Genomic DNA, 26,247 nt, shown 5'->3' with positions numbered 1-26,247 from the left:
GTACCGACGCCGGAGGAGACGCTCAGCGCCCGACGAAGCGAGCCTGCTGCGGGCAATATGCCTGCACCGACAACTTCAGCAGACTGCCGGCCTGGGCGCGGTCGAGCCCCCGGCTGGACAACGTGCTGACCACGCCGCGCACCGCGGGCACCGGGTTGACGCTGTTGGCGGCCAGGCTGTCGGTCAGCAGCTCGCAGACCTGCTTACCGACCGCGGGCAGGTCGGTGTTCGGCGCGAACGGGATGCCCAGCTTGGTCACGGCTGCGGTGAATGCCTCGTCGGTGGTCTGCGCCGCAGCGGGTGCCGCCATACCGAGGGCGATCCCGCCGGCGATGATCGCCGCCACTGCGCGCCGGTGCTTCATTGTCGAGCTGCTCCTTTGGTCTCCCCGTCGGTGACTCCATCGCCCCTGGCGGCCATGACGTTACCGTCCACCAACCAAAAACCCCCGCCGGAGCGGGGGTCAATGGCTGTGTATCGCCTTACAGTTCGGTGGCGCTGCCGCCGGCGGCGGTGATCGCCTCGCGGGCGCTACCGCTGAACTTGTGGGCGGTGACGTCGACCTTGGCCGACAGCTTGCCGTCGCCGAGGACCTTCACCAGAACGTTCTTGCGGACCAGTCCCTTGGCCACCAGCTCGTCGACACCGATGGTGCCGCCCTCGGGGAACGCCTTGGCGATGTCGCCGACGTTGACCACGCCGTACTCGGTACGGAACCGGTTACGGAAGCCCTTGAGCTTGGGCAGGCGCATGTGGATCGGCATCTGGCCGCCCTCGAAGCCCACCGGGACGTTCTTGCGGGCGCCGGTGCCCTTGGTGCCACGGCCCGCGGTCTTGCCCTTCGAGCCTTCACCGCGACCCACGCGGGTCTTCGGCGTCTTCTCTCCGGGAGCCGGCTTCAGGTCGTGAAGCTTGATCGGAGCCATGGGTTAAACCTCCTCCACCGTGACGAGGTGGTGCACGGTCTTGATCAGTCCGCGCGTCTGCGCGTTGTCCTCGCGCACCACGGACTGGCGGATCTTGCGCAACCCGAGGGTGCGCAGGGTCTCCCGCTGCTTCCAGCGCGCACCGATGGTGCTGCGCACCTGGGTGATCTTGAGCTCTGCCATGTTCTTACGCCGTTCCCTCACGCGCGGCGCCTGCGGCCGCAGCCTCGGCCTCGCGGCGAGCCCGCAGCATGCCCGCGGGCGCCACATCTTCGATCGGCAGGCCGCGGCGCGCCGCGACCTCTTCGGGGCGCTGCAACAGCTTCAGCGCGGCGACGGTCGCGTGCACCACGTTGATCGCGTTGTCGCTGCCCAGCGACTTGGCCAGCACGTCGTGCACGCCGGCGCATTCCAGCACCGCGCGGCACGCGCCACCGGCGATGACACCGGTACCGGGGCTGGCCGGGCGCAGCATCACGACGCCGGCCGCGGCCTCACCCTGCACGGGATGGGTCACGGTGCCGCCGATCAGCGGGACGCGGAAGAAGTTCTTGCGAGCTTCCTCGACGCCCTTGGCGATCGCGGCCGGGACCTCTTTGGCCTTGCCGTAGCCGACGCCCACCATGCCGTGGCCGTCACCGACGATCACCAGCGCGGTGAAGCTGAACCGGCGACCACCCTTGACGACCTTGGAGACGCGGTTGATCGCAACCACGCGCTCCAGGTAGTTGCTCTTCTCGCGATCGTCACGACCGCCCCGGCCGCCGCGATCGTCCCGGCGGCCTCGCCCGCCGCGGTCGTCGCGGCCGCCGCGATTGTCCTGCGCCGAACCGGCGCCAGCCTGGTCGGCCATCATGCAGTCCTCTCGTTGTACGTCATCAGAACTTCAACCCGCCTTCGCGCGCCGCGTCGGCCAGCGCCGCGATCCGACCGCCGTAGGTGTTGCCACCGCGGTCGAAGACGACCTGGTCGATACCGGCGGCCTTCGCGCGCTCGGCGATCAGCTGGCCCACCCGTGTGGCGGCGGCCTTCTTGTCACCCTCGACCGCACGCACGTCGGCCTCGATGGAGGAGGCCGCCGCCAGCGTGACGCCCTGGGCGTCGTCGACCAGCTGCACGTGGATGTGCCGCGACGAGCGGTTGACGACGAGGCGCGGCCGCTCGGCCGTGCCCGCCACCTTCTTGCGCAGCCGCGCATGCCGGCGAGTCCGTGCCGTCCGGCGGACCTGGGAAACGTTCTTGCCGACCGGGGTGTGCCCGGCGGCTGCTGGGGTTTTGGTGTTGGTAGCCATCTACTACTTACCTGTCTTTCCGACCTTGCGGCGGATCTGCTCGCCTTCGTAGCGAATGCCCTTGCCCTTGTAGGGATCGCTCTTGCGGAGGCGGCGGATGTTCGCCGCGATCTGGCCGACGGCCTGCTTGTCGATGCCGGAGATCGAGAACTTCGTGGGCGTCTCGACCGCGAAGGTCACGCCCTCGGGGGCGTTGATCAGCACCGGGTGGCTGTAGCCCAGGGCGAACTCGAGGTCGCTGCCCTTGGCCACCACGCGGTAACCGACGCCGAAGATCTCCATCTTGGTGGTGTAGCCCTGCGTCACGCCGGTCACCAGGTTGGCGATCAGCGTGCGGGACAGTCCGTGCAGCGAGCGGTTGCGGCGCTCGTCGTTCGGCCGGGTCACCACGATGGCGCCGTCGTCGTCGCGCGACACCTCGATCGGCTCGGCCACATCCAGGGTCAGCGTGCCCTTGGGGCCCTTGACCTCGACGTTGCGCCCGTTGATGGTGACGTCGACGCCGGCGGGAACCGGGACCGGCTGCTTTCCAATGCGAGACATTAGTCCTGCTCCTCCGTTCCCGTTACCACACGTACGCGAGGACCTCGCCGCCGACACCCTCGCGGGATGCCTGGCGGTCGGTCCGCAGTCCGGACGACGTGGAAATGATGGCCACACCCAGCCCGCCGAGCACTCGGGGCAGGTTGGTGGACTTGGCGTAGACCCGCAGACCGGGCTTGCTCACGCGGCGCAGGCCGGCGATGCTCCGCTCGCGGCTGGGCCCGTACTTGAGCTGCACGACAAGGGACTTGCCCACGCGGGCATCCTCGGTGCGGTAGTCGCTGATGTACCCCTCGGACTTCAGGATCTCGGCGATGTTGGCCTTGATCTTGCTGTGCGGAAGGGTCACTTCATCGTGGTACGCCGAGTTGGCGTTGCGCAGACGTGTCAGGAAGTCTGCGATCGGATCCGTCATGGTCATGACAGCCGGTTCACCTTTCTCGCGGCGGTTCCCGGTTATTCGGGCCTACCGCAACATGTTTCGTGGGTTGGGCTGGCTTACCAGCTGGACTTCTGGACGCCGGGCAGTTCGCCGGCGTGCGCCATCTCGCGAAGGCAGATACGGCACAGGCCGAACTTGCGGAACACCGCGTGCGGGCGGCCGCACCGGTTGCAGCGCGTGTAGGCCCGCACCTTGAACTTGGGCTTCTTGTTGGCCTTGTTGACCAGAGCCTTCTTTGCCATTGCTCAGTTCTCCTTGAACGGGAAGCCCAGCGCCCGCAGCAGCGCCCGACCTTCGTCGTCGTTGGTCGCCGTGGTGACGACGGTGATGTCCATGCCGCGCGGGCGGTCGATGCTGTCCACGTCGATCTCGTGGAACACCGACTGCTCGGTCAGCCCGAAGGTGTAGTTGCCGGTGCCGTCGAACTGCTTGCTGTTGAGGCCGCGGAAGTCGCGGATACGGGGCAGCGAGATCGAGATCAGCCGGTCCAGGAACTCCCACATGCGGTCGCCGCGCAGTGTGACGCGGGCGCCGATGGGCATGCCCTCGCGCAGCTTGAACTGGGCGATGGACTTGCGGGCCCGGCGGATCTCGGGCTTCTGGCCGGTGATCAGCGCGAGGTCGTTGACCGCGCCGTTGATCAGCTTGGCGTCGCGGGCGGCGTCACCGACGCCCATGTTGACGACGACCTTCACCACGCCCGGGATCTGCATGACGTTGGCGTAGCCGAATTCCTTCTGCAGCGACTCGCGGATCTCGTCGCGGTAGCGCTGCTTCAGGCGGGGCAGGGTCTTGGTTTCAGCAGTTGTCATCTCAGATGTCCTTGCCGTTGGTCTTGGCGACACGGACCTTCTTGCCGGTCTCGTCATCGATGCGGTAACCGACGCGGGTCGGCTTGCCGTCGGAATCGAGCAGCATCACGTTGGAGACCGCGATCGCGGCTTCCTGCGTCACGATGCCGCCCGAGGAGGCGCCCCGCTCGTTGGCGGACTGCGCGGTGTGCTTCTTGATCCGGTTCACGCCCTCGACCAGGACCTTGTTGCGTTCGGGGTAGGCCACCAGGACCTTGCCCTTGGCACCCTTGTCCTTGCCCGAGATGACGAGCACGGTGTCGCCCTTGCGGACCTTCATCTACAACACCTCCGGGGCGAGCGAGACGATCTTCATGAAGCGCTTCTCGCGCAATTCGCGACCGACGGGCCCGAAGATGCGCGTTCCGCGCGGGTCGTTGTCGGCCTTGATGATGACGGCGGCGTTCTCGTCGAACTTGATGTAGCTGCCGTCGGCGCGGCGGCGCTCCTTGACGGTGCGCACGACGACGGCCTTGACGACGTCGCCGCGCTTGACGTTGCCGCCGGGGATGGCGTCTTTGACGGTGGCCACGATGACATCACCGATGCCGGCGTAGCGCCGCGACGAGCCACCGAGAACGCGGATGCACAAGATCTCCTTGGCGCCCGTGTTGTCGGCGACCTTGAGCCGCGATTCCTGCTGAATCACTAGATCTCCTGTCTACAGCCCCGGCTCGCTTCGCTCGTGCCCGCCGGATGACCTGGGTTTTCGTGTGCACGGCAGATGCCGACCTGACGTGCGCGGTCTTCGTCGCCTAAAGAGCACGCAGGGTTTTCTCCGTCAGAATGAACCAGAGATAACCGAGGTCTGCCCTAGGCAACCCCTACATACTAGGTGAGCTCGGCGAATGCACCAAATCGCTGGTCAGCGGGCCCCCGCCACGCACCGGAAGCCGATGTGCGTCGTCGCGCTGTCCTGGGACTGCGGGGAGCGTGCGGTCGGCCGGTAGCGGTGACAGTACTCCGGGGCGCACAGGTGCGAACCGCCCTTGAGCGCTTGGTTCACCGCCGGGTTGGGCACAGCATCCGGTGCGCTCGGCCCGCAACACGACTCGACGCGTTCGGCCAGCTGGTGGTGCCCGGCGAACCGGGTGGTGGTCCATTCCCAGACGTTGCCGATCATGTCGACCAGGCCGTGGGCGTTCGGGGGGAACGTTCCCACCGGGGTCGTGCCGATGCGGCCGGTGTGCCGGTACGGGAAATCGCCCTGCCAGATGTTGGCCATCTGCTCCCCGCCGGGGGCCGCCTCGTCGCCCCAGGGATAGATGGTGCTCGCACCGCCGCGGGCGGCGAATTCCCACTCCGCCTCGGTGGGTAACCGTCGGTCGGCCCAGCGGGCGTAGGCCAGCGCGTCGGCGTAACAGACCTGCACCACAGGGTGATCGGCATCGGCGGAGCTGCCCGGCCCGTGGGGCTGCCGCCAGTTCGCGCCGGGCACCCACTCCCACCACTGCCGCCAGTCGCGCAGGTCGACCGGACCTCCGGTGGGCCGGAACACCAGCGCGCCGGGCACGAGGTCGTCGGGTGACGCGCCGGGGTAGGCCGCCGGATCGGGGGCGAGCTCTGCGACCGTGCGGTAGCCGGTGTCGGCGACGAACGCGGCGAACTGTGCGTTGGTGACAGGGTGCCGTTCGATCGCGAACGCGTCGACGGTGACCGTGTGTGCCGGCGCCTCTTCGGGATAGAACTGCGTCGACCCCATCCGGAACCGCCCACCGTCGAGTGCGACGAGCTCGGTCAACATGGGGTTCAGGGTAGGCCGATCTGCAAGCCCGCGGTCAGCACCGACGCAGCCGCGTCGAAGTCCGGTCTGCCGGTCGGCGCTTCGGCGTACACCGTGATCAGGTAGCCCGGCACGTGCACGATGCGGGCCTGGTACACGACGTCGTCCAGTTGCCCCATCAGCTTCTGTCCGCTGAAGCCGCAGGTCTCGGCCGGCAGGAGGCTCAGCGTGCTCAGCTCGCTCTCGGCGGTCAGCTCGTCGGCGTAGCGCCGGAACGCCGCAGCGGGATCGAGCGGCGTCGCCGTGATGGTCGCGGTGCCCGACATCCCGGGACCCTGCATCGTCGCGCCGGCCGGCGAGGGCGTCGCAGTCCAGCCGTCGGGCAGCCCGACCACCACCGTGGGGGCGTTCGGATCGTCGATGCGCACATCGACCGGGACGCCTGACGGCGCACAGTCCTCACCGGGTGCGGAGGCCGGTGTGGGCACCACCCCCGGCACATCGTCGAGCGCCACCGCAGCCGGGGCCTCCGACGACGTTGCTGCCGTGCTGGATTCGACGAACTGCGCGGTCGGGGTGCCGTCACTGCTGCGGGCGCACGACGGGAGCAGCAGCACCATGCTCGCCCACAGCAGGAGCAGCACCCCGCGAACCATGTCAGTCCTTGGCGAACGCGCGCGCGAAGTCGCGCTCCAGATCGCTGTAGGGCGCGCCGGAGACGTCGATGCGCACCTGGGCGATGGTGCCGCCGGTGAACGGGAACGGCGCGGCGAACGCGCGCGACACCGGGGAACCGTTGTTGGCTCCGACGCTCAGACTCGCCGCGGCCAGGCCGAATGTGCCCGGATGCACCCGCATCTCGCGGTAGTCGGCCACCTGGGTGTCGCCGACGTACAGCGCGGCGTCGCCGATCGGGGTGTGCGACCCCGGTGCCGTGCCGGTCAGCGTGAACGCGAACCCGAGGGTGTGCCGGCCGACGCCCAGCGGATCGGCCGAGGACAGGGTCTGTTCCTGCTCACCGAGGAAGTTGTAGCAGAAGTGCAATCGGTGACCCTGCACGTACATCACGTAACCGCCGTGTGCACCACCGTGTTTGACGACGACACCGTCGACATCGTCGGAGTCGACGGTGACCTCGGCCAGCACGGCGAACGACCGTCCGCGCAGTTCCACCACGGCGCCGATGCCGACGTCGGCGGTCCCGGGATAGTAGGTGTAGGACTGCCGTTCCCCGGCGATGTAGGGCCGCCACCGCGACATCGTCTCGAAGATGTTGAGATCGCTGAGCGGCAGTCCGTTGTACTTGGCCGCCTCGGCGAACCACAGATCGACCATCTCCGAGAGTTTCTCGGGGTGCTCGGCGGCCAGATCGTGGCACTGACTGCGGTCGGCCTCGATGTGGAACAGCTCCCATCGGTCGGTGTCGAAGTGCGACCAGCCCGCCGGCGATGCGGCGTGCACCGTGTTGGCGAACCAACCCTTGTGCCAGACACCGCGCGTGCCCAGCATGGTGTAGAACTGGGTTTCCTTCCCCGTCGGCGCGAGCGGATTCTCAAGAGCCACCTTGAAACTGACGCCGTCGAGGGGCTTCTGCGGCACCCCGCGAACGATCGCGGGCGGGGTGATGTCGAGCAGATCGTAGACGGTGGGCGTGATGTCGGAGACGTTGACGTAGTTGTCCCTGACCTCGCCGTGCGCGGCAATCCCCTGGGCCAGGACACGATCGCGGTGTCGGCGATGCCACCCTCGTGGGAGGCATAGCGCTTGTAGAGCTTGTAGGGGGTGTTGAACGCCATCGCCCAGCCGATCGGGTAATGGTTGTAGGTCTGCGGCCCGCCCAGATCGTCGAAATGCTTGAGGCTTTCCTCGGCCGAGTCGATGTAGCCGTTGAAGAACTTGACCTCGTTGACCGACCCGTTCGGCCCGCCTTCACCGCTGGCGCCGTTGTCGGAGATCACCACGATGATCGTGTTGTCCAGCTGACCCGATTCCTCGAGATAGTCGAGGACCCTGCCGATCTGGTCGTCGGTGTAGGACAGGAAGCCCGCGAACACCTCGGCCATGCGACTGAACAGCCGCTTCTCGTCCTCGCTGAGCGAATCCCACGGTCGCACCGTGTCCTGCGCAGGCCACGGCTCCCCGTTCGGGCCCGTCACGTCCGAGTAGGGATTCATCGGTGAGAGTTCGGTGTCGGGCGGCACGATGCCGAGCCGCTTCTGGTTCTCCAGCACGATCTCGCGGTAGCGCTCGTAGCCCATGTCGAATGCGCCGGCATAGCGGTCGGCCCATTCGGCGAACACGTGGTGCGGTGCATGCCCGGCGCCCGGGCACAGGTAGGTGAACCACGGTTTGTCCGGCGCGATCACCTTCGCGTCCCTGATGAACTCGATCGTCTTGTCGGCCAAGTCTTTCGACAGGTGGTACCCCTCTTCCGGCGTTGCCGGCGGCGGCACCGGATGGTTGTCGTACACCAGCTCGGGATACCACTGGTCGGTCTCCCCGCCCATGAACCCGTAGAACCGTTCGAAGCCCCGGCCCAGCGGCCAATGACGTTTGGTCGCCGCGAGATTCGACTCCTCGAGCGGGGTGAGATGCCACTTGCCCACGCAGTAGGTGTTGTAACCGTTTTCCGCCAACACCTCGGAGAGCAGCGCGGTGTCGAACGGAATCCGGCCGTTACAGTTGGGGAAACCGTCGGTGAATTCCTCGATGGTCGCCATTCCCACGGTCGTGGCGTTGCGGCCGGTCAACAGCGAGGCACGCGTCGGGCTGCACAGCGCGGTGGTGTGGAACTGCGACAGGCGCACGCCCCGTTCGGCGATGCGGCTCATCGCGGGCATGTTCACCAGCCCGCCGAAACAATCCCACGTCGCGATGCCGGTGTCGTCCCACACCAGGTACAACACGTTCGGCGCATCCGGCTGGGCGACCGGGGCCGCGTACGGCCCCCAGTCGGGTTCGGAATCCCGGATGTCGAGCTCGATCTTGCCGTTGAATTCCGTGGCCATAGCGCCGCACAGTACACCCAGCGAAGTAGACCAGCAGGCAAAAACCCCCGCCGCCGGGTGGCGTGCGGGGGTTTTGACAGGTCGTGCCGTGTGGCTACTTGGCCTTTTCGAGGACCTCGACCAGGCGCCAACGCTTGGTCGCCGACGTCGGCCGGGTCTCCATCAGCGAGACGCGGTCGCCGACACCGGCATCGCCGTTCTCGTCGTGCGCCTTCACCTTCGTCGTGGTCCGAATGATCTTGCCGTACAACGGGTGCGACTTACGGGACTCGAGCTCGACAACGATGGTCTTCTGCATCTTGTCCGACACGACGTAGCCGATGGCGGTCTTGCGACGGCCGCGCGGCTGCTCGGTCCGAGGGGTGTGCTTGTCACCCTTTGTGGTCTCTGCCATTACGAATCCTCACCTCCGGGTCCGGCGGCCAGACCCAACTCACGTTCGCGCAGCACGGTGTACACCCGTGCGATCTCCTGCCGGACGACACGCAGCCGGCGGTTGTTGGCAAGCTGGCCCGTCGCCATCTGGAAGCGCAGGTTGAACAGCTCTTCCTTGGACTCGCGAAGCTTGTCGGTCAGTTCGTCGTCGGTGAGCTCACGGAGCTCTCCCGTCGATACTCCTACTGCCATCAGAAGGTCTCCTCTCTGGTGACGATGCGAGCCTTGATCGGCAGCTTGTGGATGGCGCGGGTCAGGGCGGCCCGTGCGGTCGCCTCGTCGGGGTAGCTCAGCTCGAACAGCACGCGACCGGGCTTGACGTTGGCCACCCACCATTCCGGCGAACCCTTACCGGAACCCATGCGTGTCTCGGCGGGCTTCTTGGTCAGCGGACGGTCGGGGAAGATGTTGATCCACACCTTGCCGCCACGCTTGATGTGTCGGTTGATCGCGATACGAGCGGACTCGATCTGCCGGTTGGTGATGTAGGCGTGCTCCAGGGCCTGGATGCCGTAGTCACCGAAGCTGACCGTGGTGCCGCCGCTGGCGACGCCGCGCTGCCGCGGGTGGTGCTGCTTGCGGTGCTTGACCTTGCGGGGAATCAGCATGACTAGCTCTCCGTGTTTTCCGGGGCGGGTGCGCCCGCAGCAGCGGTGGCCTCGGCGGGCGCTTCTGCCGGGCTCTCGGTAGCGGCCCGGCCGGCGTCGGTGCTGGTCGCCGTGGTGCCCGACGCGCCACTGCGACGCGGCCGGGTGCCCGACGGACGCTCACGACGCGGGCGGTCCGCGGCGGGTGCGGCGGCGGCGAGCTCACGCTTGCCTCCGACGATGTCGCCCTTGTAGATCCAGACCTTCACGCCGATCCGGCCGAAGGTGGTCTTGGCCTCGTAGAGGCCGTAGTCGATGTCGGCGCGCAGCGTGTGCAGCGGCACGCGACCTTCGCGGTAGAACTCCGAGCGGCTCATCTCGGCGCCGCCCAGGCGGCCCGAGCACTGCACCCGGATGCCCTTGACGTTGGGCTGGCGCATCGCCGACTGGATCGCCTTCCGCATCGCGCGGCGGAACGCCACACGGTTGCTCAGCTGCTCGGCCACACCCTGGGCCACCAGCTGAGCCACCGACTCGGGGTTCTTCACCTCGAGGATGTTCAGCTGCACCTGCTTCTTGGTGAGCTTCTCCAGGTCGGCGCGGATGCGGTCGGCCTCGGTGCCGCGGCGACCGATCACGATGCCGGGACGCGCGGTGTGGATGTCGACCCGCACGCGATCACGCGTGCGCTCGATCTCCACGTCGGCGATGCCGGCGCGCTCCAGGCCCGTGGCCAGCAGCTTGCGGATCGCCACATCTTCCTTGATGTAGTCCGCGTACTGCTTGTCGGCGAACCACCGCGACTTCCACTCGGTGGTGATGCCGAGACGGAAACCGTGCGGATTGATCTTCTGACCCACTACTCCGAGCCTCCCTTGTTGCTGGCGGCCTTGCTGGCCTGCGCGCGGCGGGCGCGTGCTGCGGACGCGGACGCACCCTGCCTGCCTGCGTTCTTGGCCGGTCGGCTCTCCACGATCACGGTGATGTGGCTGGTGCGCTTGCGAATCCGGTAGGCGCGACCCTGCGCGCGCGGCCGGATGCGCTTGGCCGTCGGGCCCTCGTCGGCGTAGACGGTGGCGACCACCAGCGTGGAGGGATCGAGCCCCTCGTTGTTCTGCGCGTTGGCGGCAGCGCTCGCGATCACCTTGGCGACCGGCTCGCTGGCGGCCTGCGGCGCCCAGCGGAGGATGTCGAGGGCTTCCTCGACACTCTTGCCGCGGACCAGGTCGATGACGCGGCGGGCCTTGGTGGCCGAGACGCGCACGAAGCGCGCCTTGGCGCTCGCGGACGGATATTCGATGGCTGTCGTCATTACTAGCGCCTCTTCGACTTCCGGTCGTCCTTGATGTGACCCTTGAAGGTGCGGGTGGGGGCGAACTCGCCCAGCTTGTGCCCGACCATCGACTCGGTGACGAACACCGGCACGTGCTTGCGACCGTCGTGGACGGCGAAGGTGTGGCCGATGAAGTCCGGGATGATGGTGGACCGGCGCGACCAGGTCTTGATGACCTGCTTGGTGTTCTTCTCGTTCTGCACGTCGACCTTCTTGAGCAGATGGTCGTCGACGAACGGGCCCTTCTTGAGGCTGCGTGGCATCGCTTTACTCCCTAGCGCTTCTTGCCGGTGCGCCGGCGACGGACGATGAGCTTGTCGCTCGCCTTGTTCGGCTTGCGGGTGCGGCCCTCGGGCTTACCCCACGGGCTGACCGGGTGGCGGCCGCCGGAGGTCTTGCCCTCGCCACCGCCGTGCGGGTGGTCGACGGGGTTCATCACGACACCACGGACGGTGGGGCGCTTGCCCTTCCACCGCATGCGGCCGGCCTTACCCCAGTTGATGTTGGCCTGCTCGGCGTTGCCGACCTCGCCGACGGTGGCGCGGCAGCGCACGTCGACGCGGCGGATCTCACCGCTGGGCATACGCAGCGAGGCGTAGGTGCCCTCCTTGCCGAGCAGCTGGATGCTGACACCGGCCGAACGGGCGAGCTTCGCGCCGCCGCCGGGCCGCAGCTCCACCGCGTGGATCACGGTGCCGGCGGGGATGTTGCGCAGCGGCAGGTTGTTGCCGGGCTTGATGTCGGCATTGGCGCCCGACTCGACGACAGCACCCTGCTTGAGTCCCTGCGGCGCGATGATGTAGCGCTTCTCGCCGTCCAGGTAGTGCAGCAGCGCGATGTTCGCGGTGCGGTTGGGGTCGTACTCGATGTGCGCGACCTTGGCGTTGACGCCGTCCTTGTCGTGGCGACGGAAGTCGATCACCCGGTAGGCGCGCTTGTGGCCGCCACCCTTGTGGCGGGTGGTGATGCGCCCGTGCGCGTTGCGACCGCCCTTGCCGTGCAGCGGACGAACCAGCGACTTCTCCGGATGGTCACGCGTGATCTCGGCGAAATCGGAGACGCTCGAACCGCGGCGACCGGGGGTCGTCGGCTTGTACTTGCGAATTGCCATGATTCTCTAGTTCTCCCTGCCGGCTAGGCCGGCGCTCCGAACAGGTCGATGGGCTTGCTGCCCGCGGCGAGCGTCACGATCGCGCGCTTGGTGTCCTTGCGCTTGCCGAAACCGGTGCGGGTGCGCTTGCGCTTGCCCTGCCGGTTGGCCGTGTTCACCGAGGCGACCTTGACGTTGAAGATCTTCTCGATGGCGATCTTGATCTGCGTCTTGTTCGAGTCGGGGTGCACGACGAACGTGTACACGTTGTCCTCGATGAGCCCGTAGGACTTCTCCGAGATCACCGGGGACAGGATGATGTCGCGGGGATCGGTCACGGTAGCCATCAGGCCGACACCTCACTCTTCTTGCTCGCGCTCTCGATGTACGCGTTGAGCGCCTCGACGCTGAAGACCACGTCGTCGGCCTTGAGCACGTCGTAGGTGTTCAGCTGGTCCGGCGAGATCACATGCACGCCAGGCAGATTGCGCACGCTCAGCGCGCTGGTCTCGTCGGCTCGGCCGATGACGACCAGAACCTGCTTGCGATCGGTCAGGGTCGCCAGGAACGACTTCGCGCTCTTGGTCGACGGCGCCTGACCCTCGACGATCTCGGTGACCGCGTGGATGCGGTCGTTGCGCGCCCGGTCCGACAGCGCGCTGCGCAGGGCAGCGGCGATCATCTTCTTGGGGGTGCGCTGGCTGTAGTCGCGCGGCTGCGGGCCGTGCACGACGCCGCCGCCGGTGAACTGCGGGGCGCGCGTCGAACCCTGACGGGCGCGACCGGTGCCCTTCTGGCGGTACGGCTTCTTGCCGCCGCCGGAGACGTCGCCGCGGGTCTTGGTCGCGTGCGTGCCCTGGCGCTTGGCGGCGAGCTGCGCCGTCACCACCTGGTGCATCAGCGCGATGTTGGGCTCGACGTCGAACAGCTCGGCGGGCAGCTCGATCGAGCCGTCCTTCGTGCCGGCCGGGGTCTGAACATCAATGTTGAGTGTCATGCCTTCTCGCCTCGCTTGATTGCGCTGCGGACAACGACCAGTCCACCGTTACGCCCGGGGACCGCACCTTTGATCAGCAGCACGCCGTTCTCGGCGTCCACCTTGTGCACCTTCAGGTTCTGCGTGGTCACGCGGTCGCTACCCATGCGGCCCGACATGCGCGTGCCCTTGAAGACGCGGCCCGGGGTGGCGCAGCCACCGATCGAGCCCGGCCGACGGTGCACGGCCTGCGCGCCGTGGCTGGCGCCCTGGCCACGGAAGCCGTGGCGCTTCATGGTGCCCGCGAAGCCCTTGCCCTTGCTGGTGCCGGTCACGTCGACGTACGCACCGTCGGCGAAGATCTCGGCGGTCAGTTCCTGGCCCACCTCGTACTCGGCGGCCGCGGCCTCGTCGTCGAGCCGCAGCTCGGCGAGGTGCCGGCGCGGGTTGATCCCGGCGGCGGCGAACTGACCGGTCACCGGCTTGGTGACCTTGCGGGGGCTGATCTCGCCGTAGGCGAGCTGCACGGCGCTGTAGCCGTCACGCTCCGGGGTGCGGATGCGCGTCACGACGTTGGGCCCGGCCTTGACGACCGTCACCGGCACGACCTTGTTGTTCTCGTCGAACACCTGCGTCATGCCCAGCTTGGTGCCCAAAATGCCTTGTCTAGCCATTTTTTTCGGGTTCTCCTACTGGATGTTGACGTCGACGCTGGCCGGCAGGTCGATGCGCATCAACGCATCGACCGTCTTCGGCGTGGGGTCGAGGATGTCGATCAACCGCTTGTGGGTGCGCATCTCGAAGTGCTCCCGCGAGTCCTTGTACTTGTGCGGGGACCGAATGACGCAGTACACGTTCTTCTCGGTCGGCAGCGGCACCGGGCCGACCACACTCGCACCCGTCCGGGTGACCGTCTCGACGATCTTGCGCGCTGAGGCATCGATGGCCTCATGGTCGTAGGCCTTGAGCCTGATGCGGATCTTTTGTCCCGCCACGCTTCTCCTACCTCACTACTAACGGGCCCACGAAGGGCCTGGCTGTGCCGCCGCTGTTTACCTGTCTGTGGTTCACCGGTCCCCGCGGTCGGGTGTGTCGCCCGCACACGAGAGGAGACCGGACGCGCCCCGCAAGGGGCGACAGTCGCATGCCGAGGCCAGGCGAACCCGGCTCAAGGCAACCCGAACAGTATGCCTCAGATCTGCGCGTGCTCCAAATCCCTGGTCAGACGGAACTTACCGGCGAGTAAGGTCCCGATGATGACCAGTTCTCCCACCTACCGCGCATGGCAGCGCCTCACTCGCGTCCCCGGCGGATCCCGGGCCTTCTCACTGGCCGCCATGGCCAGGGTGCCGTACTTCGCGTCGATCCTTCCTCATGTCCGGCGGATGGAGCCCGGCGTGGCCGAGGTGTCGGTTCCCAAGTGGTTCTTCCTCTACAACCATCTCGGCACGGTGCACGCCATCGCATCGTGCAACGCGGCGGAGGCGGCGATGGGTATGCTGATGGAGGCGACGGTGCCGACGACGCACCGCTGGATCCCGAAGTCGATGACCGTCGCCTACCTGCAGAAGGCGACGACGTCCTTGCGCGCGACGGCGCGGCTGGACCCGCCGGACTTCACCCGTACACGCCGACATCACCTGCTGGGTGACTCCCGCCTGAGCTAGGAGATGCCGTCCCAGAAGTCGCACTGGTGGGTTGCGCGGAACTCGCCGGTCATGCGGCTGCCGTCGGGCCGCAGCGAAATCGCCCGGTTGCCGTCGGAGAACGCGTCCCACTGCGGCTGGCCGTCGGTGTTCGGTGTCTGGGTCTTCACGAACGACGCCCAGTAGTCGATCATCTGGTCGGCCAACTTCTGCTGCGCGGGGTTCAGCGGCAGCGCGGGCCCCACGTCGAACAGGTACCGCAGTTCCAGGGAGTGGCTCGCGCCGACGGGGAACGGCAGGGTCTTCAACGGTTCTGGTGCCGGGGCGGCGCGGTCGTCGAACTCGTAGAAGTAGACGGGTTCGTCGCGGATCTGGCGGGCCATCCGATCGCCGAGGCAGGAGAAGACGCCGTCGGTGACGGCCGCGGAGTACGCGAGCGGCACGTCCGGGTAGGCCGAGAGCGGATAGTGCTCCTCGACCGCTGCGGCGTTGCGACCGAACGCGCCGGCCAGCAGGCGGGGGTAATCCTGCGGGCCGTAGCGCACGCCGTCGCGCAGATACTGCATGCCGACGAACAGGGTGAACTCGTCGCGGGTGGTACCCATCAACACCGGAACGCGCTGCGCGTCGGGACCGCCGATCGCCCGCACGGGGTCCACCGGAAGCGCGGCGGAGCCGGTGACCGGCCCGCTGAGCTGGTCGTCGCCGATGCCGTAGAGCCACACCGGCTCCCGGAGCTTGTCGGCGGGCAGCGACCTCAGACACCGCGCGGCCGCGGCCGGATCGCCGCATCCGCGCTCGGCGGCGTAGGCCAACGAGCGTTGCTGTGCGTCCGGCAGGGCCGCCTGGGCCTGGCACGGCCCGCTCTGGATGATGGCCGCGGAAAAAAGGTCCCGCGAGCCGGGTGCGACGAGGTGATCGCACACCGACATCCCGCCGGCGGACTCCCCCGCGACGGTGACGCGGTCGGGGTCACCCCCGAAGGCGCCGATGTTGTCCCGGACCCACCGCAGCGCTGCCTGCTGATCGGCCAGCCCGTAGTTGCCGGTCTGTCCGGGCGGGCCGAGTGCAGGGTGGGCCAGGAACCCGAGCGCGCCCAGGCGGTAATTGAGGGTGACGACGACGATGTCGCCGCGCGCGGCCAGCCGGTGGGCGTCGTAGATGCGTCCGCTGCCGTTGACGAACGCCCCGCCGTGAATCCACACCATCACCGGGCGCTTCTGCCCGGAGGCCGGCGGGGTCCACACATTGAGGCTCAGGCAGTCCTCGTCGGTCTGGCGGCCCAACTCGATGTCTCCGCCGAGACTCTGCATGCACCGGGGACCGAAGGTGGTGGCGTCGCGAACGCCCGGCCACGGTGCCGGTGGCTGCGGATCGGCGAAGCGCAGCGGGCCGACGGGCGGAGCGGCGTACGGCACATCGGCGAACAGGCGGTGGTCCGGTGTGACGACACCGCGGAGAGTGCCCGACGCGGTCTGCACCACCGCCGGATCGGCCGGTGGGGAGGCCGCCGGCGCGCTCTGTCCGTCGCTGCGGACGCAACCGGCCACGAGCACCATCGCCGCCAGGAAGGCTGTCAGGCAGGCCGGCAGCCGCGTCCATCGCACAGAGGCGAGCCTAGATGGTCATGATGATCGACAACTCGACGAAAGGAACACCCATGGCGCAACGGCACCTGGACGCGGACCTGGTGACCATCGGTTTCGGCAAGGGGGCGAAGACCCTCGCCGCGGCGCTGGGCGCCCAGGGCCGACGGGTCGTGATGATCGAGCGCTCGGCGCAGATGTACGGCGGCACGTGCATCAACATCGGCTGCGTGCCCACCAAATCGATGGTGTTCGCGGCCGAGCACCTCAGCCGCCCAGACCCCACCAGCTATACCCGTGCCGTGCATGCGACCGCCGACCTGACCGCCGATCTGCGCGCCAAGAACTTCGCGATGCTGGACAGTCTGGCGAGCGTCGACGTGATCACCGGATCCGCCACCTTCACCGACGCCCACACCGTCTCGGTGCAGACAGCCGACGGCGAGCTCACGGTGACCGGTGAGCACATCGTCATCAGCACCGGGTCGGAACCCGTGGTGCCGGACATCCCCGGGCTGCGCGGCAACGATCGCGTGGTGACGAGCACCGACCTGCTCACGACCGAGGACCTGCCGCGTCAGCTGGTGGTGCTGGGCGGCGGCTACGTCGGGCTGGAGTTCGCCGCGATGTACGCCCGCTACGGTGCGGAAGTGACTGTCCTGGAACGGCATTCGGCGATCCTCGGCCAGGAGGACGACGACGTCGCCGCGATGGCCGCCGACCTGCTGGCCGCCGCCGGAGTCAAGGTCGTCACCTCGGCGGCGGTGACGTCCGTCGACGGGGCAACCGTGCACTACGACGTCGAGGGGATATCGGCCTCTGCCACGGGTGAACGCATCCTGGTGGCACTGGGCCGCCGGCCCGTCACCGCAGACCTCGGGTTGGACCGGGCCGGGGTCGACACCCGCGCCGACGGCTCCGTCGTCGTCGACGACCACTTGCGCACGAACCAGCCCCACATCTTCGCCGTCGGCGACGTCAACGGCGGACCGCAGTTCACCTACGTCTCCCTCGACGACTACCGGGTGGTCCTCGATCAGCTCTCCGGGACGGGCCGGCGCAGCACCGCCGACCGGGTGGCCGTGCCCTACGTCCTGTTCATGACGCCGCCGCTGGCACGGGTGGGCCTGACCGAACGCGCCGCCCGCGTTGACGGCCGCCGGCTGAAGGTCGCGGCTCTGCCGGTGGCCAAGATGGCCACGGTGCCGCGCGCGCGGATCGTCGGACAACCCGACGGAATGATGAAGGTCGTCGTCGACGCCGACACCGATCAGATCCTGGGCGCCGCGCTGCTCAGCCACGATTCACATGAGGTCATCAACGTCGTCGCGCTCGCCATGCGCCACGGCATCTCGGCGACCCGGTTGCGCGACGAGATCTACACGCACCCCTCGATGACGGAGGCCTTCAATCAGCTCCTCGGCGCGCTCGCCTAATGTGCCGTCCAGGGTGGCGCGCGTCACATAGAATGGTAAGTTGACAGGCGTCAAGTAGCCCCGAGGAGATGCGAATGAGCGACCCCCGCACGATGGACGATGCCGCGAAAGTCCTGGCCGACCCGACGGCGTACGCCGATGAGGCCCGGCTGCACGCCGCGTTGGCGCACCTGCGCGCCAACGAGCCGGTGGCGTGGGTCGACAACGGTCCGTATCGGCCGTTCTGGGCGATCACCAAGCACGCGGACATCATGGCCATCGAGCGGGCCAACGACCTGTGGCTCTCCGAACCGCGCCCGCTGCTGGCCACGGCGGCCGCCGACGACTACATGGCCCAGCAGATGGAAGCCGGCATGGGGCTGCGCACGCTGATCCACATGGACGATCCGCACCACCGCAAGGTGCGCTCCATCGGCGCCGACTGGTTCCGCCCGAAGGCGATGCGCGACCTGAAGGTGCGGGTCGACGAGCTGGCCAAGCGATATGTCGACCGGATGCGCGACATCGGGCCCGAGTGCGATTTCGTCACCGACATCGCGGTGCAGTTCCCGCTCTACGTGATCATGTCGCTGCTCGGGCTGCCCGAGGAGGATTACGGCCGGATGCACGCACTGACGCAGGAGATGTTCGGCGGCGACGACGACGAGTACAAGCGCGGCGTCAGCCCCGAGGAGCAGATGGCCGTGCTGCTCGACTTCTTCGCCTACTTCTCCACGCTGACCGCCTCACGCCGGGAGACCCCGACCGACGACCTGGCGTCGGCGATCGCCAACGGTCGCATCGACGGTGAGCCCCTCTCCGACATCGACACCGCGTCGTACTACGTGATCGTCGCCAGCGCCGGTCACGACACCACCAAGGACGCCATCTCCGGCGGACTGCTCGCGCTGATCGAGAACCCCGGTGAGCTGGCGCGGTTGCGGACGAACATGGATCTGATGCCGACGGCGGTCGAGGAGATGATCCGCTGGACCACGCCGGTCAAGGAGTTCATGCGGACCGCCGCCGAGGACACCACGGTGCGCGGCGTGCCCATCGCACAGGGCGAATCGGTGTACCTGGCCTACGTCTCGGGCAACCGGGACGAGGAGATCTTCGACGAACCGTTCCGCTTCGACATCGCCCGCGACCCCAACCGGCATGTGTCCTTCGGCTACGGCGTGCACTTCTGCCTGGGCGCCGCCCTGGCGCGGATGGAGATGAACAGCCTGTTCACCGAGCTGGTACCCCGGCTCGAGTCGATCGAGCTGGCCGGCGAGCCCGAACTTGCCGCGACGACGTTCGTCGGCGGGCTCAAGCACCTTCCGATCCGCTACTCCGTGCGCTGACCGCGAGGAAGCCGTCGACGGCCGCGACAGCCGTTGCGCGGTAATCGAATTCGGACAGCGTGCTGATCCGGCCGAACACCAGGGGGCCGATCAGCAGCGCGAACGCCGTGGTTCTGTCGACGCGGCCGAGGCGCTCGGGCGCGTCGAGGCTGTCGAAGATGGCGTCGAACGGCGCCGAGTACTGCTCGGCGATGCGCTCCCGCAGTGACCCCACCGCCCCGCCGGCGGTGGGCACCTCGGCGATGTCGGGCCCCAGGGACAGCCACGCCATGGCCGTCAGCAGCGTCGGCGCCTCGGCGATCGCCTCTGCCCAACCGCCCACCACGGCGATGAGACGCTCGCGCAGGGTGCCGTCCGTCGGCGGCATGGGCGCCGGCGGGATCAAGCTCATGAACGCCGCTGCGACAAGGTCGTTCGAGCTCGGGAAGTGGCGGTAGAGGGTCGCGCGGGCGACGTTGGCGTGCCGGGTCACCGCGTCGATCGTCACCGCACCCGGGCCACCCGTGCGCAGCAACGCGGTCGCGGCCTCGAGCAATCGCGCGCGCGAACGGGCCGGCCTGGGATCGCCACCGCCGGCCGTCATGGTGTGTCCTTTCTCGTCGACGGGTATAGAGACTATCGGTCTTGTACCGAGACTGTTAGTCTCGAAACCCCGGCGAGAGAGAGTCCATGACAGACACGAGCACGCCGTCCGATCAGGATATCGACGCCGAGATCGCCGCCCTGTCGCCGCGCGCGCGGCGCTGGCTGCTCACCGTGGCCAGCCTGGCGCTGCTGCTGGTGATCTCCTCGATGGTGGCCCTCAACGCCGCGCTGCCCGACATCGCCCGCGAGACCTCGGCGACGCAGGCCCAGCTGACCTGGATCGTCGACGCGTACACGCTGGCCATGGCCTGCCTGTTGCTGCCCGCCGGCGCCCTCGGCGACCGCTATGGCCGCCGGGGCGCGCTGCTGGTGGGTCTGGTGGTCTTCGGTGTGGCCTCCGCGGCGCCCATCGCGCTCGACACCCCCACCCAGCTGATCGCCGCTCGGGCGCTGACCGGCGTCGGCGCGGCGTTCGTCATGCCCGCGACGCTCTCTCTGCTCACCGCGGCGTTCCCGAAATCGCAGCGGCACAAAGCCATCGGAATCTGGGCGGGAGTGGCGGGCTCCGGTGCCATCGTCGGCTTCCTCGGCACCGGCCTGCTGCTGCAGTACCACCCATGGCAGTCGGTGTTCATCGCGCTGGCCGCCGAGGCGGTGCTGGTCTTCGTGCTCGCCTGCACCATCGGCAGCTCGCGCGATCCCGAGGCGACGCCCATCGACTGGCTGGGCGCCGCACTGATCGGCAGTGCTCTCGCGGTGTTCGTCGTGTCGGTGGTGGAGGCACCCATGCGCGGCTGGACCGATCCGCTGGTGCTCGGCGGCCTCGTGGGCGGCATCCTGCTGGCGGTGGCCTTCGGCGCCGTTGCGCTTCGCCGCCGCCACCCGCTGCTCGACGTACGACTGTTCGGCAGGCCCGATTTCGCCACCGGCGCCATCGGCGTCACCATGCTCTTCCTGGCCAACTTCGGGTTCTTCTACCTCGGCATGCAATTCCTGCAACTGGTGATGGGGTACTCGGCGCTGGGCACCGCGTTCGCGCTGGCTCCGTTGGTGGTTCCCGTGATGGTGCTCAGCGTCACGGTGCACCTCATCCTGCCCAGGGTCGGCTTCCGGTGGACGGTCACCGTCGGCCTGCTGCTGATCGCGACCGGGTTGTACTGCATGCGGTTCGCCGATGCGGACGCGGTGTACCTGGACGTCATGTGGCCGATGCTGATCATCGCCGCCGGCGTCGGACTCTGCACCGCGCCGACGACGTCGGCGATCATGAACGCCGTGCCCGACGAGAAGCAAGGCGTGGCATCAGCGGTCAACGATGCGACTCGCGAGGTCGGCGCCGCGGTCGGCATCGCCGTGGCCGGATCCATCCTCGCCGCGTCCTACCGGACCTCGTTGGCCCCGCACCTCTCCGCATTCCCGCCGCAGGTACGCGATACCGCGACCGACTCGCTGGCCTACGCCCTGTCCCTGTCGGAACGGATGGGCCCCCAGGGTCAGGCGCTGAGTGACGCGGCCCGCTCGGCGTTCGTGCAGGCGTCCGACCATGCGATGCTCGCACTCGCCGGGATCATCGTGGCGGCAGCCCTTTTCGTCGCGGCGTGGGCGCCGGGCCGCGACGGCAGGCAGCTGTTCAGGAAATGAATTCCGCGGCTCGGTGTGCGGCCATGACGATCGTCGCGTGCGGCCCCCGACTCGGGATGGACGGCAGGATGGACCCGTCGACCACCCACAGGCCGTCGACACCGACCACCCGGCAGCGGGGGTCCACAACCGCGGCCGGATCGCCGTCGCGGCCCATTCTCGCGGTACCGCACAGATGTTGCGACGTTGCCCATGTGGGCCCCGATTGCACGGTGCCGGAAGCGATCTCGATCGCGAGGTCGGCCCCTCGGCGCAGCAGTTCGACATCGCCGGGCGCCGTGTCGTACCGCTGCTCGATCAGGGGGTCGACGTGCGGGTCGGCCGATACCAGCGTGACCCGTCCCCGCGAGGCGGGCCTCATGAGCGTCACCCCCAGGTGGGGCCGGTCGGTGGGATCGTCGCGTTGGTCACTCGTCATCGCACCGAATCCCGCTGTGTAGGGCCGGATCTCGATACCGTCCTCGGTGGTCAACACCGCCTCGAGCGGCGGCACCCCGTGGGTGGCGGACCAGCTGACGGGGAGCACCCATTCGGGATGGTCGACCGTGTCGACGCCCACCGGCAGGTCGGCCACCACCGGCACCCCGACCTCGCTCAGCGACGACGCGGGTCCGATGCCCGAGAGCATCAACAGGTGCGCCGAGCCGATCGCGCCCGCACTGAGGACGACCCGGTCAGCCTCGAGCACCGTCGGACCGTTCGGCCCGACGCACTCGGCACCGACCACCCGTCGGCCGTCGACCCGTAGCCGCAGCACCCGGGTGTCGGTGAGCACCGTCAGATTGGACCGGTTCATCGCCGGCTCGAGGAACGCGCCGCCCGGCCCCACGCGGGTACCCCGGTCGATGTTCAGGGGCACCGCGCCCACCCCGGGCGGCACCGGCGCCTGCGGGGTCGACCCGTTCAGATCGTCCACTCGGGCGAATCCCGCGTCGAGTGCCGACCGGACGAAAGACGCTGTGCACCCGTCGAACTCGGAGACACGACGAACGGTGATCGGTCCGCGGTCACCGTGCAGCTCCCCCGAGAAGTCCAGGTCCCGCTCGATCGCGATGAAGTGATCCAGGGCGTCGCGCCACGTCCATCCCGGCAGCGCCCAACCGTCGATGTCGGACGGCAGCGCCCGACAGAAATACCCGCCGTTGACCGCGCCCGACCCGCCCACCACGGCACCCCGCATGATCTGGGCGGTGCGGCGCGGCGCCCCGGTCAGCTCGGCCGTGTAACGCCGCACCACACCGCTCGCCTCGCCGAGCGGCAGGCGTAGCGCATCGGTGATCTGCCGTCGCACCCGTGGATCGCTCGGCGACGGACCCGCCTCGACGACGGTGACGGTGCAGCGTTCGTCGGCGGAGAGTCGCTCCGCCAGAACGGAACCGGCGCTGCCGGCTCCGACGATCAGGACATCCAACGCCGCGTCAGGTTCTGATCTGCGGCTTGAGCGCCCCCGCGTGACGTTCGCGAATGACTCCGGCCCACAGGCCGAGACCGTAGGCGATGTCGTCGAGCCGCTTGAGCAGCAGGAAGGTGATGATGCCGACCCGCTTGGTGTCGTCGTCGACACCGCTGTGGCCGCGGGTCGCCCAGTCGAAGACCCCGTCGAGGACCGCGGCCACCAGCACCACCTGTCGGCAGCGCCGGGAGCACACCGCGGCCACCAGGGCCACCGGCCAGTAGTGCCGACAGATCGCCGAGGCCAACTGCAACGCTGCAGCCCACAACCCGTGGGCCGCGACCACAGCCACTTCCATCGGTTCGGTGCGCACACTGGCCAGCGACCGTGCGAGCCGGCGGCCCGTGAACACCGCCACCGCGATCGACCCCAGGTAGCCGAGCCGCGATCCCAGCGCGACGAGCAGCCACACCACCAGGGTCCACCCCGAGATCACCAGCGGAGCGGTCTTCCCGGGGTGACGGATGGACAGCGGCGCCGCCGATCCGCCGTAGAAGGACTTGCGCGCGAACCATTTTCGCAGCTCGACCCGATGATCGTGGGCCACCAACGCGATCGGTTCGTAGCGCAGCCGGGCACCGGCCTCGTTCAGCCGCCAGCACAGATCGACGTCCTCACCCGAGGTCAACGTCTCGTCGAAGCCACCCACCTCCAGCAAGGCGCGCCGCCGACAGATGATCGCCGCACTGGGCACATAGGAGACCGTGCCGAACGGAACCACCGGCGCCTCACGCAATCCCAGGTCCAGTGACGACCGGACCGCCTCGTACCGCGCGACCACGTTGTCCGACGGCGCGAGAGCGACGATGCGCGGTGCCACAAGCGCTACTGCGGGATCGCAGAAGTGCCCGAGCAGCGCCTCGAGCCAGCCTCGTCGCGGCACCACATCGGAGTCCAGGAATGCGACGAAGTCGGTGTCGCACGCCATCAGCCCGGCGTTGCGCGCGGCCGCCGGGCCGCGGTTGCGTTCGAACCGGAGCACCCGGACGTCACAGTGGGTGTCGACGAAGTCGTTCTGCTGCACGGGAATCGCTGAACCGTCGTCGACGATCACCACCCTCAACCCACGCAGGGCGCCGAGAAGGCGGTACAGCCCCGATGGGTTGTCGCGCACCGGGATCACCACGGTGACGTCCCGGTGCGACGGCCCGCTCAGCGGCCGCGGATGTGCGACCGTGGCGTCGAGCAGGGTGCGCGCCAACTGCGCACTGACCGCGTCGTGCACCTCGAGCCGGCCGCCGTTGAGCATGGTCTGCGCGGCGGGCGCCAGCCGCAGCAGGCGCGTCGGCGAACCGCCGAGCAGCGCTGCCCCCTCCCCCAAGACGCGCACGCGGCGATCCACTTGAACGGCGAAACCATCGGGCAGCCGCTGTCCCGTCACCTCAACATCCCCTGGCCGTCCGGCGCCCAGCGTGTGATCCGGTCAACCCCGGCGTCGACCATGCCAGCAAAGATCCTGCCCCCCTCTTCAGCCGTCGCCGTCGTCGGATCACCGAGAATACCCAGCGAACTGACGGCGGCAACTCCCCCTCGGCGCATCTGCGGCATCAACTCCGCCAGCGCCCCCCTGTTACCCGGCACTCGCAGATCCACGCGGACCACACCGGGCGAAATATGTAGTAATACAGAGGTTTCGGTGTGCCCCGCGTGGGCGTCGCCGCCGACCGCCACGCAGGAGCACCAGGCGACCTCGCGGCCCTCGTAGCGCAGCAGCGACACCGCCTCGCGCAACGCGCTGACATTGCCGCCGTGCCCGTTGACGAACACCAGCCGCGACGCCCACCGACAGGCCGACCGGGCGAATTCGACGAGGAGTTGTGTCAATGCCGCTGTGCCGATCGAGACGGTCCCGGCGAATCCCTCGTGCTCGCCGCTGGCGCCGTAGGCGATCGCGGGAGCAACCAACCATGGGCCCGCCAGCCGATTGACCACGACGTCAGCGACGGCGGTCGCGATCCGCGTATCGGTGTCCAGCGGCAGATGAGGGCCGTGCTGCTCGGTGGACCCCACGGGAACGATGAGCGCGGACGCAGAATCCTGCAGCTGTCTCGACGTCGAGTTCCCGAGCTCGTGGGGTGAAGCCACGCGAGCATGGTAGGCCGAATTCACCTGTTGTGCGCCAGTTGTTGGCGCATGCGCAGCACGAGATTTCCGCGGCCGGTCAGGGCATCACCTCGTGCCCCGTCCGTCACACCCCCAACGTACGGGTGAACCCGTCGGGGATCAGGACGTCGTCGCGGGTCAGATCATGGATCGAGGACTTCCCCAGCCCCATCAGCGCGGAATCGATCCCGCCACGCATGATGTCGAGGACGTTCTCGACCCCGGCCTGCCCGTTGGCCGCCAGGCCCCACAGGTAGGCGCGCCCGATCATGACGGCCCGGGCCCCCAGAGCTACCGCCTTGACGACGTCGCTGCCCCGCCGGATACCGCCGTCCAGCAAAACTTCGACCTGGTCGCCGACGGCGTCGGCGATGGCGGGCAGGCAGCGGATCGCCGCGGGAGTGCCGTCGAGGTTGTTGCCGCCGTGATTCGACACCGTGATCGCCGAAACACCGGCATCCACAGCCCGTTTGGCGTCGTCGACGCGCACGGTGCCTTTGAGCAGGAACGGACCGCCCCACTGCTCGCGCAGCCAGGCGACATCCTCCCAGGTGGGAGGCGGGGTGCCCATCCACTGCCCGTAGGCCTCGAAGAACGTCGGCCCCGGCTCTCCACGCCGGCCCTGGTTGGGAACCCGCAGATCGGGCGGCCGGAGATGCTTGGCGAAGCTGAAGAACCAACGCGGCTTGGTGATGACCTCCGGAGACATCCGGATCATGGTCTTCAGATCCATCTGCTCGGGGATCTTCGGGCTGCCCCAATCGCGGCCGTGCGCGAAACTCCAGTCGGTGGTCAAGATCAGGCCCTTGGCCCCGGCGGCGCGAGCCCGCTCCATGCGCGCGAGGATGTCGTCGCGGCTGCCGAGCCAGTAGATCTGGAAGAAGATCTTGTCGTTGACCGCGGTGACCTCCTCCATCGGCTTGCTCGCGAACGAGGACAGACCCATCGCGGTGCCCCGAGCGGCCGCGGCGCGCGCGACAGCCACCTCGCCGTCCGGATCGATCGCCTGCACACCGGTCGGAGAGATGATGACGGGCAGCGAAATGTCCTGTCCCATCACCGTTGTCGCCATATCGCGCTTCTCGGTGGCACCGATGACGTGCGGCGCGAAACCGAGTTCGGAGAACGACTCGACGTTGGCGCCGACCGTCACCCCCTTTTCGCTGGCGGAGATCAGCGACGAGTATGCCGATTTCGGCAAGCGCTTCTTGGCCCTCTGCTGGGCGATGGCGACGGTTTCGAACCAGGTATCACGAGCCATGA

General features: G+C 68.3%; 34 protein-coding genes and 1 pseudogene. 4 read left to right on the top strand and 31 right to left on the bottom strand.

Going from position 1 to position 26,247, the window contains the following annotated elements:
- Positions 1 to 22: 22 nt before the first annotated feature.
- The 25 genes and pseudogenes from ACXYX3_RS05180 to rpsJ form a co-directional block, all read right to left on the bottom strand.
- Positions 23 to 364 (bottom strand): DUF732 domain-containing protein, encoded by a 342-nt coding sequence (locus ACXYX3_RS05180; protein WP_458610400.1) that lies wholly within the window; start codon positions 362 to 364, stop codon positions 23 to 25.
- A gap of 118 nt (positions 365 to 482) precedes the next feature.
- Entirely contained in the window at positions 483 to 926 is a 444-nt protein-coding gene (gene rplO / locus ACXYX3_RS05175) for a 50S ribosomal protein L15 (protein WP_241205140.1), read from the bottom strand.
- Positions 927 to 929: 3 nt separating this feature from the next.
- Positions 930 to 1,109: a 50S ribosomal protein L30 gene (rpmD, locus tag ACXYX3_RS05170; RefSeq protein ID WP_043405808.1), complete on the bottom strand. Its 180-nt coding sequence runs from the start codon at positions 1,107 to 1,109 to the stop codon at positions 930 to 932.
- A 4-nt stretch (positions 1,110 to 1,113) separates the two neighbouring features.
- Positions 1,114 to 1,779: a 30S ribosomal protein S5 gene (gene rpsE / locus ACXYX3_RS05165; protein ID WP_241205139.1), complete on the bottom strand. Its 666-nt coding sequence runs from the start codon at positions 1,777 to 1,779 to the stop codon at positions 1,114 to 1,116.
- A 25-nt stretch (positions 1,780 to 1,804) separates the two neighbouring features.
- On the bottom strand, positions 1,805 to 2,218 hold the full coding sequence (gene rplR, locus ACXYX3_RS05160; protein WP_241205138.1) for a 50S ribosomal protein L18: 414 nt from the start codon (positions 2,216 to 2,218) through the stop codon (positions 1,805 to 1,807).
- Between the two features lie 3 nt (positions 2,219 to 2,221).
- Complete coding sequence (gene rplF / locus ACXYX3_RS05155) at positions 2,222 to 2,761, bottom strand: 50S ribosomal protein L6 (protein ID WP_241205137.1); 540 nt, start codon at positions 2,759 to 2,761, stop codon at positions 2,222 to 2,224.
- Between the two features lie 22 nt (positions 2,762 to 2,783).
- Complete coding sequence (gene rpsH, locus ACXYX3_RS05150) at positions 2,784 to 3,182, bottom strand: 30S ribosomal protein S8 (RefSeq protein ID WP_011895861.1); 399 nt, start codon at positions 3,180 to 3,182, stop codon at positions 2,784 to 2,786.
- Between the two features lie 77 nt (positions 3,183 to 3,259).
- A complete protein-coding gene (locus tag ACXYX3_RS05145) occupies positions 3,260 to 3,445 on the bottom strand; it encodes a type Z 30S ribosomal protein S14 (RefSeq protein ID WP_241205136.1) in 186 nt (61 codons plus the stop codon).
- A 3-nt stretch (positions 3,446 to 3,448) separates the two neighbouring features.
- The gene (gene rplE / locus ACXYX3_RS05140; protein ID WP_241205135.1) at positions 3,449 to 4,015 is read right to left on the bottom strand and encodes a 50S ribosomal protein L5; all 567 of its coding nucleotides are present in this window, start codon (positions 4,013 to 4,015) and stop codon (positions 3,449 to 3,451) included.
- A 1-nt stretch (position 4,016) separates the two neighbouring features.
- Entirely contained in the window at positions 4,017 to 4,334 is a 318-nt protein-coding gene (gene rplX, locus ACXYX3_RS05135; protein ID WP_241205134.1) for a 50S ribosomal protein L24, read from the bottom strand.
- The gene (gene rplN, locus ACXYX3_RS05130; protein WP_003883432.1) at positions 4,335 to 4,703 is read right to left on the bottom strand and encodes a 50S ribosomal protein L14; all 369 of its coding nucleotides are present in this window, start codon (positions 4,701 to 4,703) and stop codon (positions 4,335 to 4,337) included. It abuts the gene before it with no gap.
- Positions 4,704 to 4,919: 216 nt separating this feature from the next.
- Positions 4,920 to 5,798, bottom strand: a complete 879-nt coding sequence (locus tag ACXYX3_RS05125; protein WP_458610399.1) for a formylglycine-generating enzyme family protein — start codon at positions 5,796 to 5,798, stop codon at positions 4,920 to 4,922.
- Positions 5,799 to 5,803: 5 nt separating this feature from the next.
- Complete coding sequence (locus ACXYX3_RS05120) at positions 5,804 to 6,433, bottom strand: hypothetical protein (RefSeq protein ID WP_458610398.1); 630 nt, start codon at positions 6,431 to 6,433, stop codon at positions 5,804 to 5,806.
- 1 nt (position 6,434) lies between these two features.
- Positions 6,435 to 8,785: pseudogene (locus tag ACXYX3_RS05115) on the bottom strand (arylsulfatase).
- A gap of 94 nt (positions 8,786 to 8,879) precedes the next feature.
- Positions 8,880 to 9,179, bottom strand: a complete 300-nt coding sequence (gene rpsQ, locus ACXYX3_RS05110) for a 30S ribosomal protein S17 (RefSeq protein WP_241205130.1) — start codon at positions 9,177 to 9,179, stop codon at positions 8,880 to 8,882.
- Positions 9,179 to 9,412 carry a 50S ribosomal protein L29 gene (rpmC, locus tag ACXYX3_RS05105; RefSeq protein ID WP_046362683.1) on the bottom strand — a complete coding sequence of 78 codons (234 nt, stop codon included), beginning with the start codon at positions 9,410 to 9,412 and terminating at the stop codon, positions 9,179 to 9,181. Before rpmC ends, rpsQ begins: the two co-directional genes overlap by 1 nt.
- Positions 9,412 to 9,828 carry a 50S ribosomal protein L16 gene (gene rplP / locus ACXYX3_RS05100; RefSeq protein ID WP_221358061.1) on the bottom strand — a complete coding sequence of 139 codons (417 nt, stop codon included), beginning with the start codon at positions 9,826 to 9,828 and terminating at the stop codon, positions 9,412 to 9,414. The genes rpmC and rplP overlap by 1 nt, the downstream gene beginning before the upstream one ends.
- A gap of 2 nt (positions 9,829 to 9,830) precedes the next feature.
- On the bottom strand, positions 9,831 to 10,667 hold the full coding sequence (gene rpsC / locus ACXYX3_RS05095; protein ID WP_221358063.1) for a 30S ribosomal protein S3: 837 nt from the start codon (positions 10,665 to 10,667) through the stop codon (positions 9,831 to 9,833).
- Positions 10,667 to 11,119 (bottom strand): 50S ribosomal protein L22, encoded by a 453-nt coding sequence (gene rplV, locus ACXYX3_RS05090; RefSeq protein ID WP_241205129.1) that lies wholly within the window; start codon positions 11,117 to 11,119, stop codon positions 10,667 to 10,669. The genes rpsC and rplV overlap by 1 nt, the downstream gene beginning before the upstream one ends.
- 2 nt (positions 11,120 to 11,121) lie before the next feature.
- The gene (rpsS, locus tag ACXYX3_RS05085) at positions 11,122 to 11,403 is read right to left on the bottom strand and encodes a 30S ribosomal protein S19 (protein WP_011739061.1); all 282 of its coding nucleotides are present in this window, start codon (positions 11,401 to 11,403) and stop codon (positions 11,122 to 11,124) included.
- An 11-nt stretch (positions 11,404 to 11,414) separates the two neighbouring features.
- Positions 11,415 to 12,251 (bottom strand): 50S ribosomal protein L2, encoded by an 837-nt coding sequence (gene rplB / locus ACXYX3_RS05080; protein WP_221358066.1) that lies wholly within the window; start codon positions 12,249 to 12,251, stop codon positions 11,415 to 11,417.
- Positions 12,252 to 12,274: 23 nt separating this feature from the next.
- Entirely contained in the window at positions 12,275 to 12,577 is a 303-nt protein-coding gene (gene rplW / locus ACXYX3_RS05075) for a 50S ribosomal protein L23 (RefSeq protein WP_143818599.1), read from the bottom strand.
- On the bottom strand, positions 12,577 to 13,227 hold the full coding sequence (gene rplD / locus ACXYX3_RS05070; RefSeq protein WP_241205128.1) for a 50S ribosomal protein L4: 651 nt from the start codon (positions 13,225 to 13,227) through the stop codon (positions 12,577 to 12,579). Before rplD ends, rplW begins: the two co-directional genes overlap by 1 nt.
- Positions 13,224 to 13,880 carry a 50S ribosomal protein L3 gene (gene rplC / locus ACXYX3_RS05065; RefSeq protein WP_241205127.1) on the bottom strand — a complete coding sequence of 219 codons (657 nt, stop codon included), beginning with the start codon at positions 13,878 to 13,880 and terminating at the stop codon, positions 13,224 to 13,226. The genes rplD and rplC overlap by 4 nt, the downstream gene beginning before the upstream one ends.
- A gap of 15 nt (positions 13,881 to 13,895) precedes the next feature.
- Entirely contained in the window at positions 13,896 to 14,201 is a 306-nt protein-coding gene (rpsJ, locus tag ACXYX3_RS05060) for a 30S ribosomal protein S10 (protein WP_003883485.1), read from the bottom strand.
- Positions 14,202 to 14,462: 261 nt separating this feature from the next.
- On the opposite strand from rpsJ, the gene ACXYX3_RS05055 reads away from it, so the two are divergent.
- Entirely contained in the window at positions 14,463 to 14,873 is a 411-nt protein-coding gene (locus tag ACXYX3_RS05055) for a hotdog fold domain-containing protein (RefSeq protein ID WP_458610397.1), read from the top strand.
- On the opposite strand, the gene ACXYX3_RS05050 is transcribed toward ACXYX3_RS05055, so the two are convergent.
- The gene (locus ACXYX3_RS05050) at positions 14,870 to 16,411 is read right to left on the bottom strand and encodes a carboxylesterase/lipase family protein (RefSeq protein WP_458611980.1); all 1,542 of its coding nucleotides are present in this window, start codon (positions 16,409 to 16,411) and stop codon (positions 14,870 to 14,872) included. The genes ACXYX3_RS05055 and ACXYX3_RS05050 overlap by 4 nt on opposite strands.
- A gap of 101 nt (positions 16,412 to 16,512) precedes the next feature.
- Here ACXYX3_RS05050 and ACXYX3_RS05045 point away from each other — a divergent pair, with 101 nt between their 5' ends.
- On the top strand, positions 16,513 to 17,874 hold the full coding sequence (locus tag ACXYX3_RS05045; RefSeq protein WP_458610396.1) for an FAD-dependent oxidoreductase: 1,362 nt from the start codon (positions 16,513 to 16,515) through the stop codon (positions 17,872 to 17,874).
- A gap of 74 nt (positions 17,875 to 17,948) precedes the next feature.
- Positions 17,949 to 19,202 (top strand): cytochrome P450, encoded by a 1,254-nt coding sequence (locus ACXYX3_RS05040; RefSeq protein ID WP_458610395.1) that lies wholly within the window; start codon positions 17,949 to 17,951, stop codon positions 19,200 to 19,202.
- Here the strand turns inward: ACXYX3_RS05040 and ACXYX3_RS05035 are convergent.
- Positions 19,168 to 19,785 carry a TetR/AcrR family transcriptional regulator gene (locus ACXYX3_RS05035; protein ID WP_458610394.1) on the bottom strand — a complete coding sequence of 206 codons (618 nt, stop codon included), beginning with the start codon at positions 19,783 to 19,785 and terminating at the stop codon, positions 19,168 to 19,170. The genes ACXYX3_RS05040 and ACXYX3_RS05035 overlap by 35 nt on opposite strands.
- A gap of 86 nt (positions 19,786 to 19,871) precedes the next feature.
- Between ACXYX3_RS05035 and ACXYX3_RS05030 the strand changes: the two genes are divergently transcribed.
- Positions 19,872 to 21,428: an MFS transporter gene (locus ACXYX3_RS05030; RefSeq protein WP_458610393.1), complete on the top strand. Its 1,557-nt coding sequence runs from the start codon at positions 19,872 to 19,874 to the stop codon at positions 21,426 to 21,428.
- On the opposite strand, the gene mftG is transcribed toward ACXYX3_RS05030, so the two are convergent.
- The 4 genes from mftG to mftD all read right to left on the bottom strand — a co-directional run bounded on the left by mftG (position 21,418) and on the right by mftD (position 26,245).
- A complete protein-coding gene (gene mftG, locus ACXYX3_RS05025) occupies positions 21,418 to 22,839 on the bottom strand; it encodes a mycofactocin dehydrogenase MftG (protein ID WP_458610392.1) in 1,422 nt (473 codons plus the stop codon). The two genes, ACXYX3_RS05030 and mftG, sit on opposite strands and share 11 nt — an antisense overlap.
- Positions 22,840 to 22,846: 7 nt before the next feature.
- The gene (gene mftF, locus ACXYX3_RS05020) at positions 22,847 to 24,262 is read right to left on the bottom strand and encodes a mycofactocin biosynthesis glycosyltransferase MftF (RefSeq protein ID WP_458610391.1); all 1,416 of its coding nucleotides are present in this window, start codon (positions 24,260 to 24,262) and stop codon (positions 22,847 to 22,849) included.
- Positions 24,259 to 24,990 carry a mycofactocin biosynthesis peptidyl-dipeptidase MftE gene (gene mftE, locus ACXYX3_RS05015; protein WP_458610390.1) on the bottom strand — a complete coding sequence of 244 codons (732 nt, stop codon included), beginning with the start codon at positions 24,988 to 24,990 and terminating at the stop codon, positions 24,259 to 24,261. Before mftE ends, mftF begins: the two co-directional genes overlap by 4 nt.
- A 79-nt stretch (positions 24,991 to 25,069) precedes the next feature.
- Positions 25,070 to 26,245, bottom strand: a complete 1,176-nt coding sequence (gene mftD / locus ACXYX3_RS05010) for a pre-mycofactocin synthase MftD (RefSeq protein WP_241205119.1) — start codon at positions 26,243 to 26,245, stop codon at positions 25,070 to 25,072.
- Positions 26,246 to 26,247: the final 2 nt, after the last annotated feature.

The organism is Mycobacterium sp. Panama NTM2 (assembly GCF_054355555.1).
This window is presented reverse-complemented; position numbering and strand designations above follow the sequence as displayed.

Bases quoted from the DNA above. Each gene is read 5' to 3' on its own strand.
- ACXYX3_RS05180 (WP_458610400.1), bottom strand. From the start codon at position 364: ATGAAGCACCGGCGCGCAGTGGCGGCGATCATCGCCGGCGGGATCGCC.
- rplO (WP_241205140.1), bottom strand. From the start codon at position 926: ATGGCTCCGATCAAGCTTCACGACCTGAAGCCGGCTCCCGGAGAGAAG.
- rpmD (WP_043405808.1), bottom strand. From the start codon at position 1,109: ATGGCAGAGCTCAAGATCACCCAGGTGCGCAGCACCATCGGTGCGCGC.
- rpsE (WP_241205139.1), bottom strand. From the start codon at position 1,779: ATGGCCGACCAGGCTGGCGCCGGTTCGGCGCAGGACAATCGCGGCGGC.
- rplR (WP_241205138.1), bottom strand. From the start codon at position 2,218: ATGGCTACCAACACCAAAACCCCAGCAGCCGCCGGGCACACCCCGGTC.
- rplF (WP_241205137.1), bottom strand. From the start codon at position 2,761: ATGTCTCGCATTGGAAAGCAGCCGGTCCCGGTTCCCGCCGGCGTCGAC.
- rpsH (WP_011895861.1), bottom strand. From the start codon at position 3,182: ATGACCATGACGGATCCGATCGCAGACTTCCTGACACGTCTGCGCAAC.
- ACXYX3_RS05145 (WP_241205136.1), bottom strand. From the start codon at position 3,445: ATGGCAAAGAAGGCTCTGGTCAACAAGGCCAACAAGAAGCCCAAGTTC.
- rplE (WP_241205135.1), bottom strand. From the start codon at position 4,015: ATGACAACTGCTGAAACCAAGACCCTGCCCCGCCTGAAGCAGCGCTAC.
- rplX (WP_241205134.1), bottom strand. From the start codon at position 4,334: ATGAAGGTCCGCAAGGGCGACACCGTGCTCGTCATCTCGGGCAAGGAC.
- ACXYX3_RS05125 (WP_458610399.1), bottom strand. From the start codon at position 5,798: ATGTTGACCGAGCTCGTCGCACTCGACGGTGGGCGGTTCCGGATGGGG.
- ACXYX3_RS05120 (WP_458610398.1), bottom strand. From the start codon at position 6,433: ATGGTTCGCGGGGTGCTGCTCCTGCTGTGGGCGAGCATGGTGCTGCTG.
- rpsQ (WP_241205130.1), bottom strand. From the start codon at position 9,179: ATGGCAGAGACCACAAAGGGTGACAAGCACACCCCTCGGACCGAGCAG.
- rpmC (WP_046362683.1), bottom strand. From the start codon at position 9,412: ATGGCAGTAGGAGTATCGACGGGAGAGCTCCGTGAGCTCACCGACGAC.
- rplP (WP_221358061.1), bottom strand. From the start codon at position 9,828: ATGCTGATTCCCCGCAAGGTCAAGCACCGCAAGCAGCACCACCCGCGG.
- rplV (WP_241205129.1), bottom strand. From the start codon at position 11,119: ATGACGACAGCCATCGAATATCCGTCCGCGAGCGCCAAGGCGCGCTTC.
- rpsS (WP_011739061.1), bottom strand. From the start codon at position 11,403: ATGCCACGCAGCCTCAAGAAGGGCCCGTTCGTCGACGACCATCTGCTC.
- rplB (WP_221358066.1), bottom strand. From the start codon at position 12,251: ATGGCAATTCGCAAGTACAAGCCGACGACCCCCGGTCGCCGCGGTTCG.
- rplW (WP_143818599.1), bottom strand. From the start codon at position 12,577: ATGGCTACCGTGACCGATCCCCGCGACATCATCCTGTCCCCGGTGATC.
- rplD (WP_241205128.1), bottom strand. From the start codon at position 13,227: ATGACACTCAACATTGATGTTCAGACCCCGGCCGGCACGAAGGACGGC.
- rplC (WP_241205127.1), bottom strand. From the start codon at position 13,880: ATGGCTAGACAAGGCATTTTGGGCACCAAGCTGGGCATGACGCAGGTG.
- ACXYX3_RS05055 (WP_458610397.1), top strand. From the start codon at position 14,463: ATGACCAGTTCTCCCACCTACCGCGCATGGCAGCGCCTCACTCGCGTC.
- ACXYX3_RS05050 (WP_458611980.1), bottom strand. From the start codon at position 16,411: ATGGTGCTCGTGGCCGGTTGCGTCCGCAGCGACGGACAGAGCGCGCCG.
- ACXYX3_RS05045 (WP_458610396.1), top strand. From the start codon at position 16,513: ATGGCGCAACGGCACCTGGACGCGGACCTGGTGACCATCGGTTTCGGC.
- ACXYX3_RS05040 (WP_458610395.1), top strand. From the start codon at position 17,949: ATGAGCGACCCCCGCACGATGGACGATGCCGCGAAAGTCCTGGCCGAC.
- ACXYX3_RS05035 (WP_458610394.1), bottom strand. From the start codon at position 19,785: ATGACGGCCGGCGGTGGCGATCCCAGGCCGGCCCGTTCGCGCGCGCGA.
- ACXYX3_RS05030 (WP_458610393.1), top strand. From the start codon at position 19,872: ATGACAGACACGAGCACGCCGTCCGATCAGGATATCGACGCCGAGATC.
- mftD (WP_241205119.1), bottom strand. From the start codon at position 26,245: ATGGCTCGTGATACCTGGTTCGAAACCGTCGCCATCGCCCAGCAGAGG.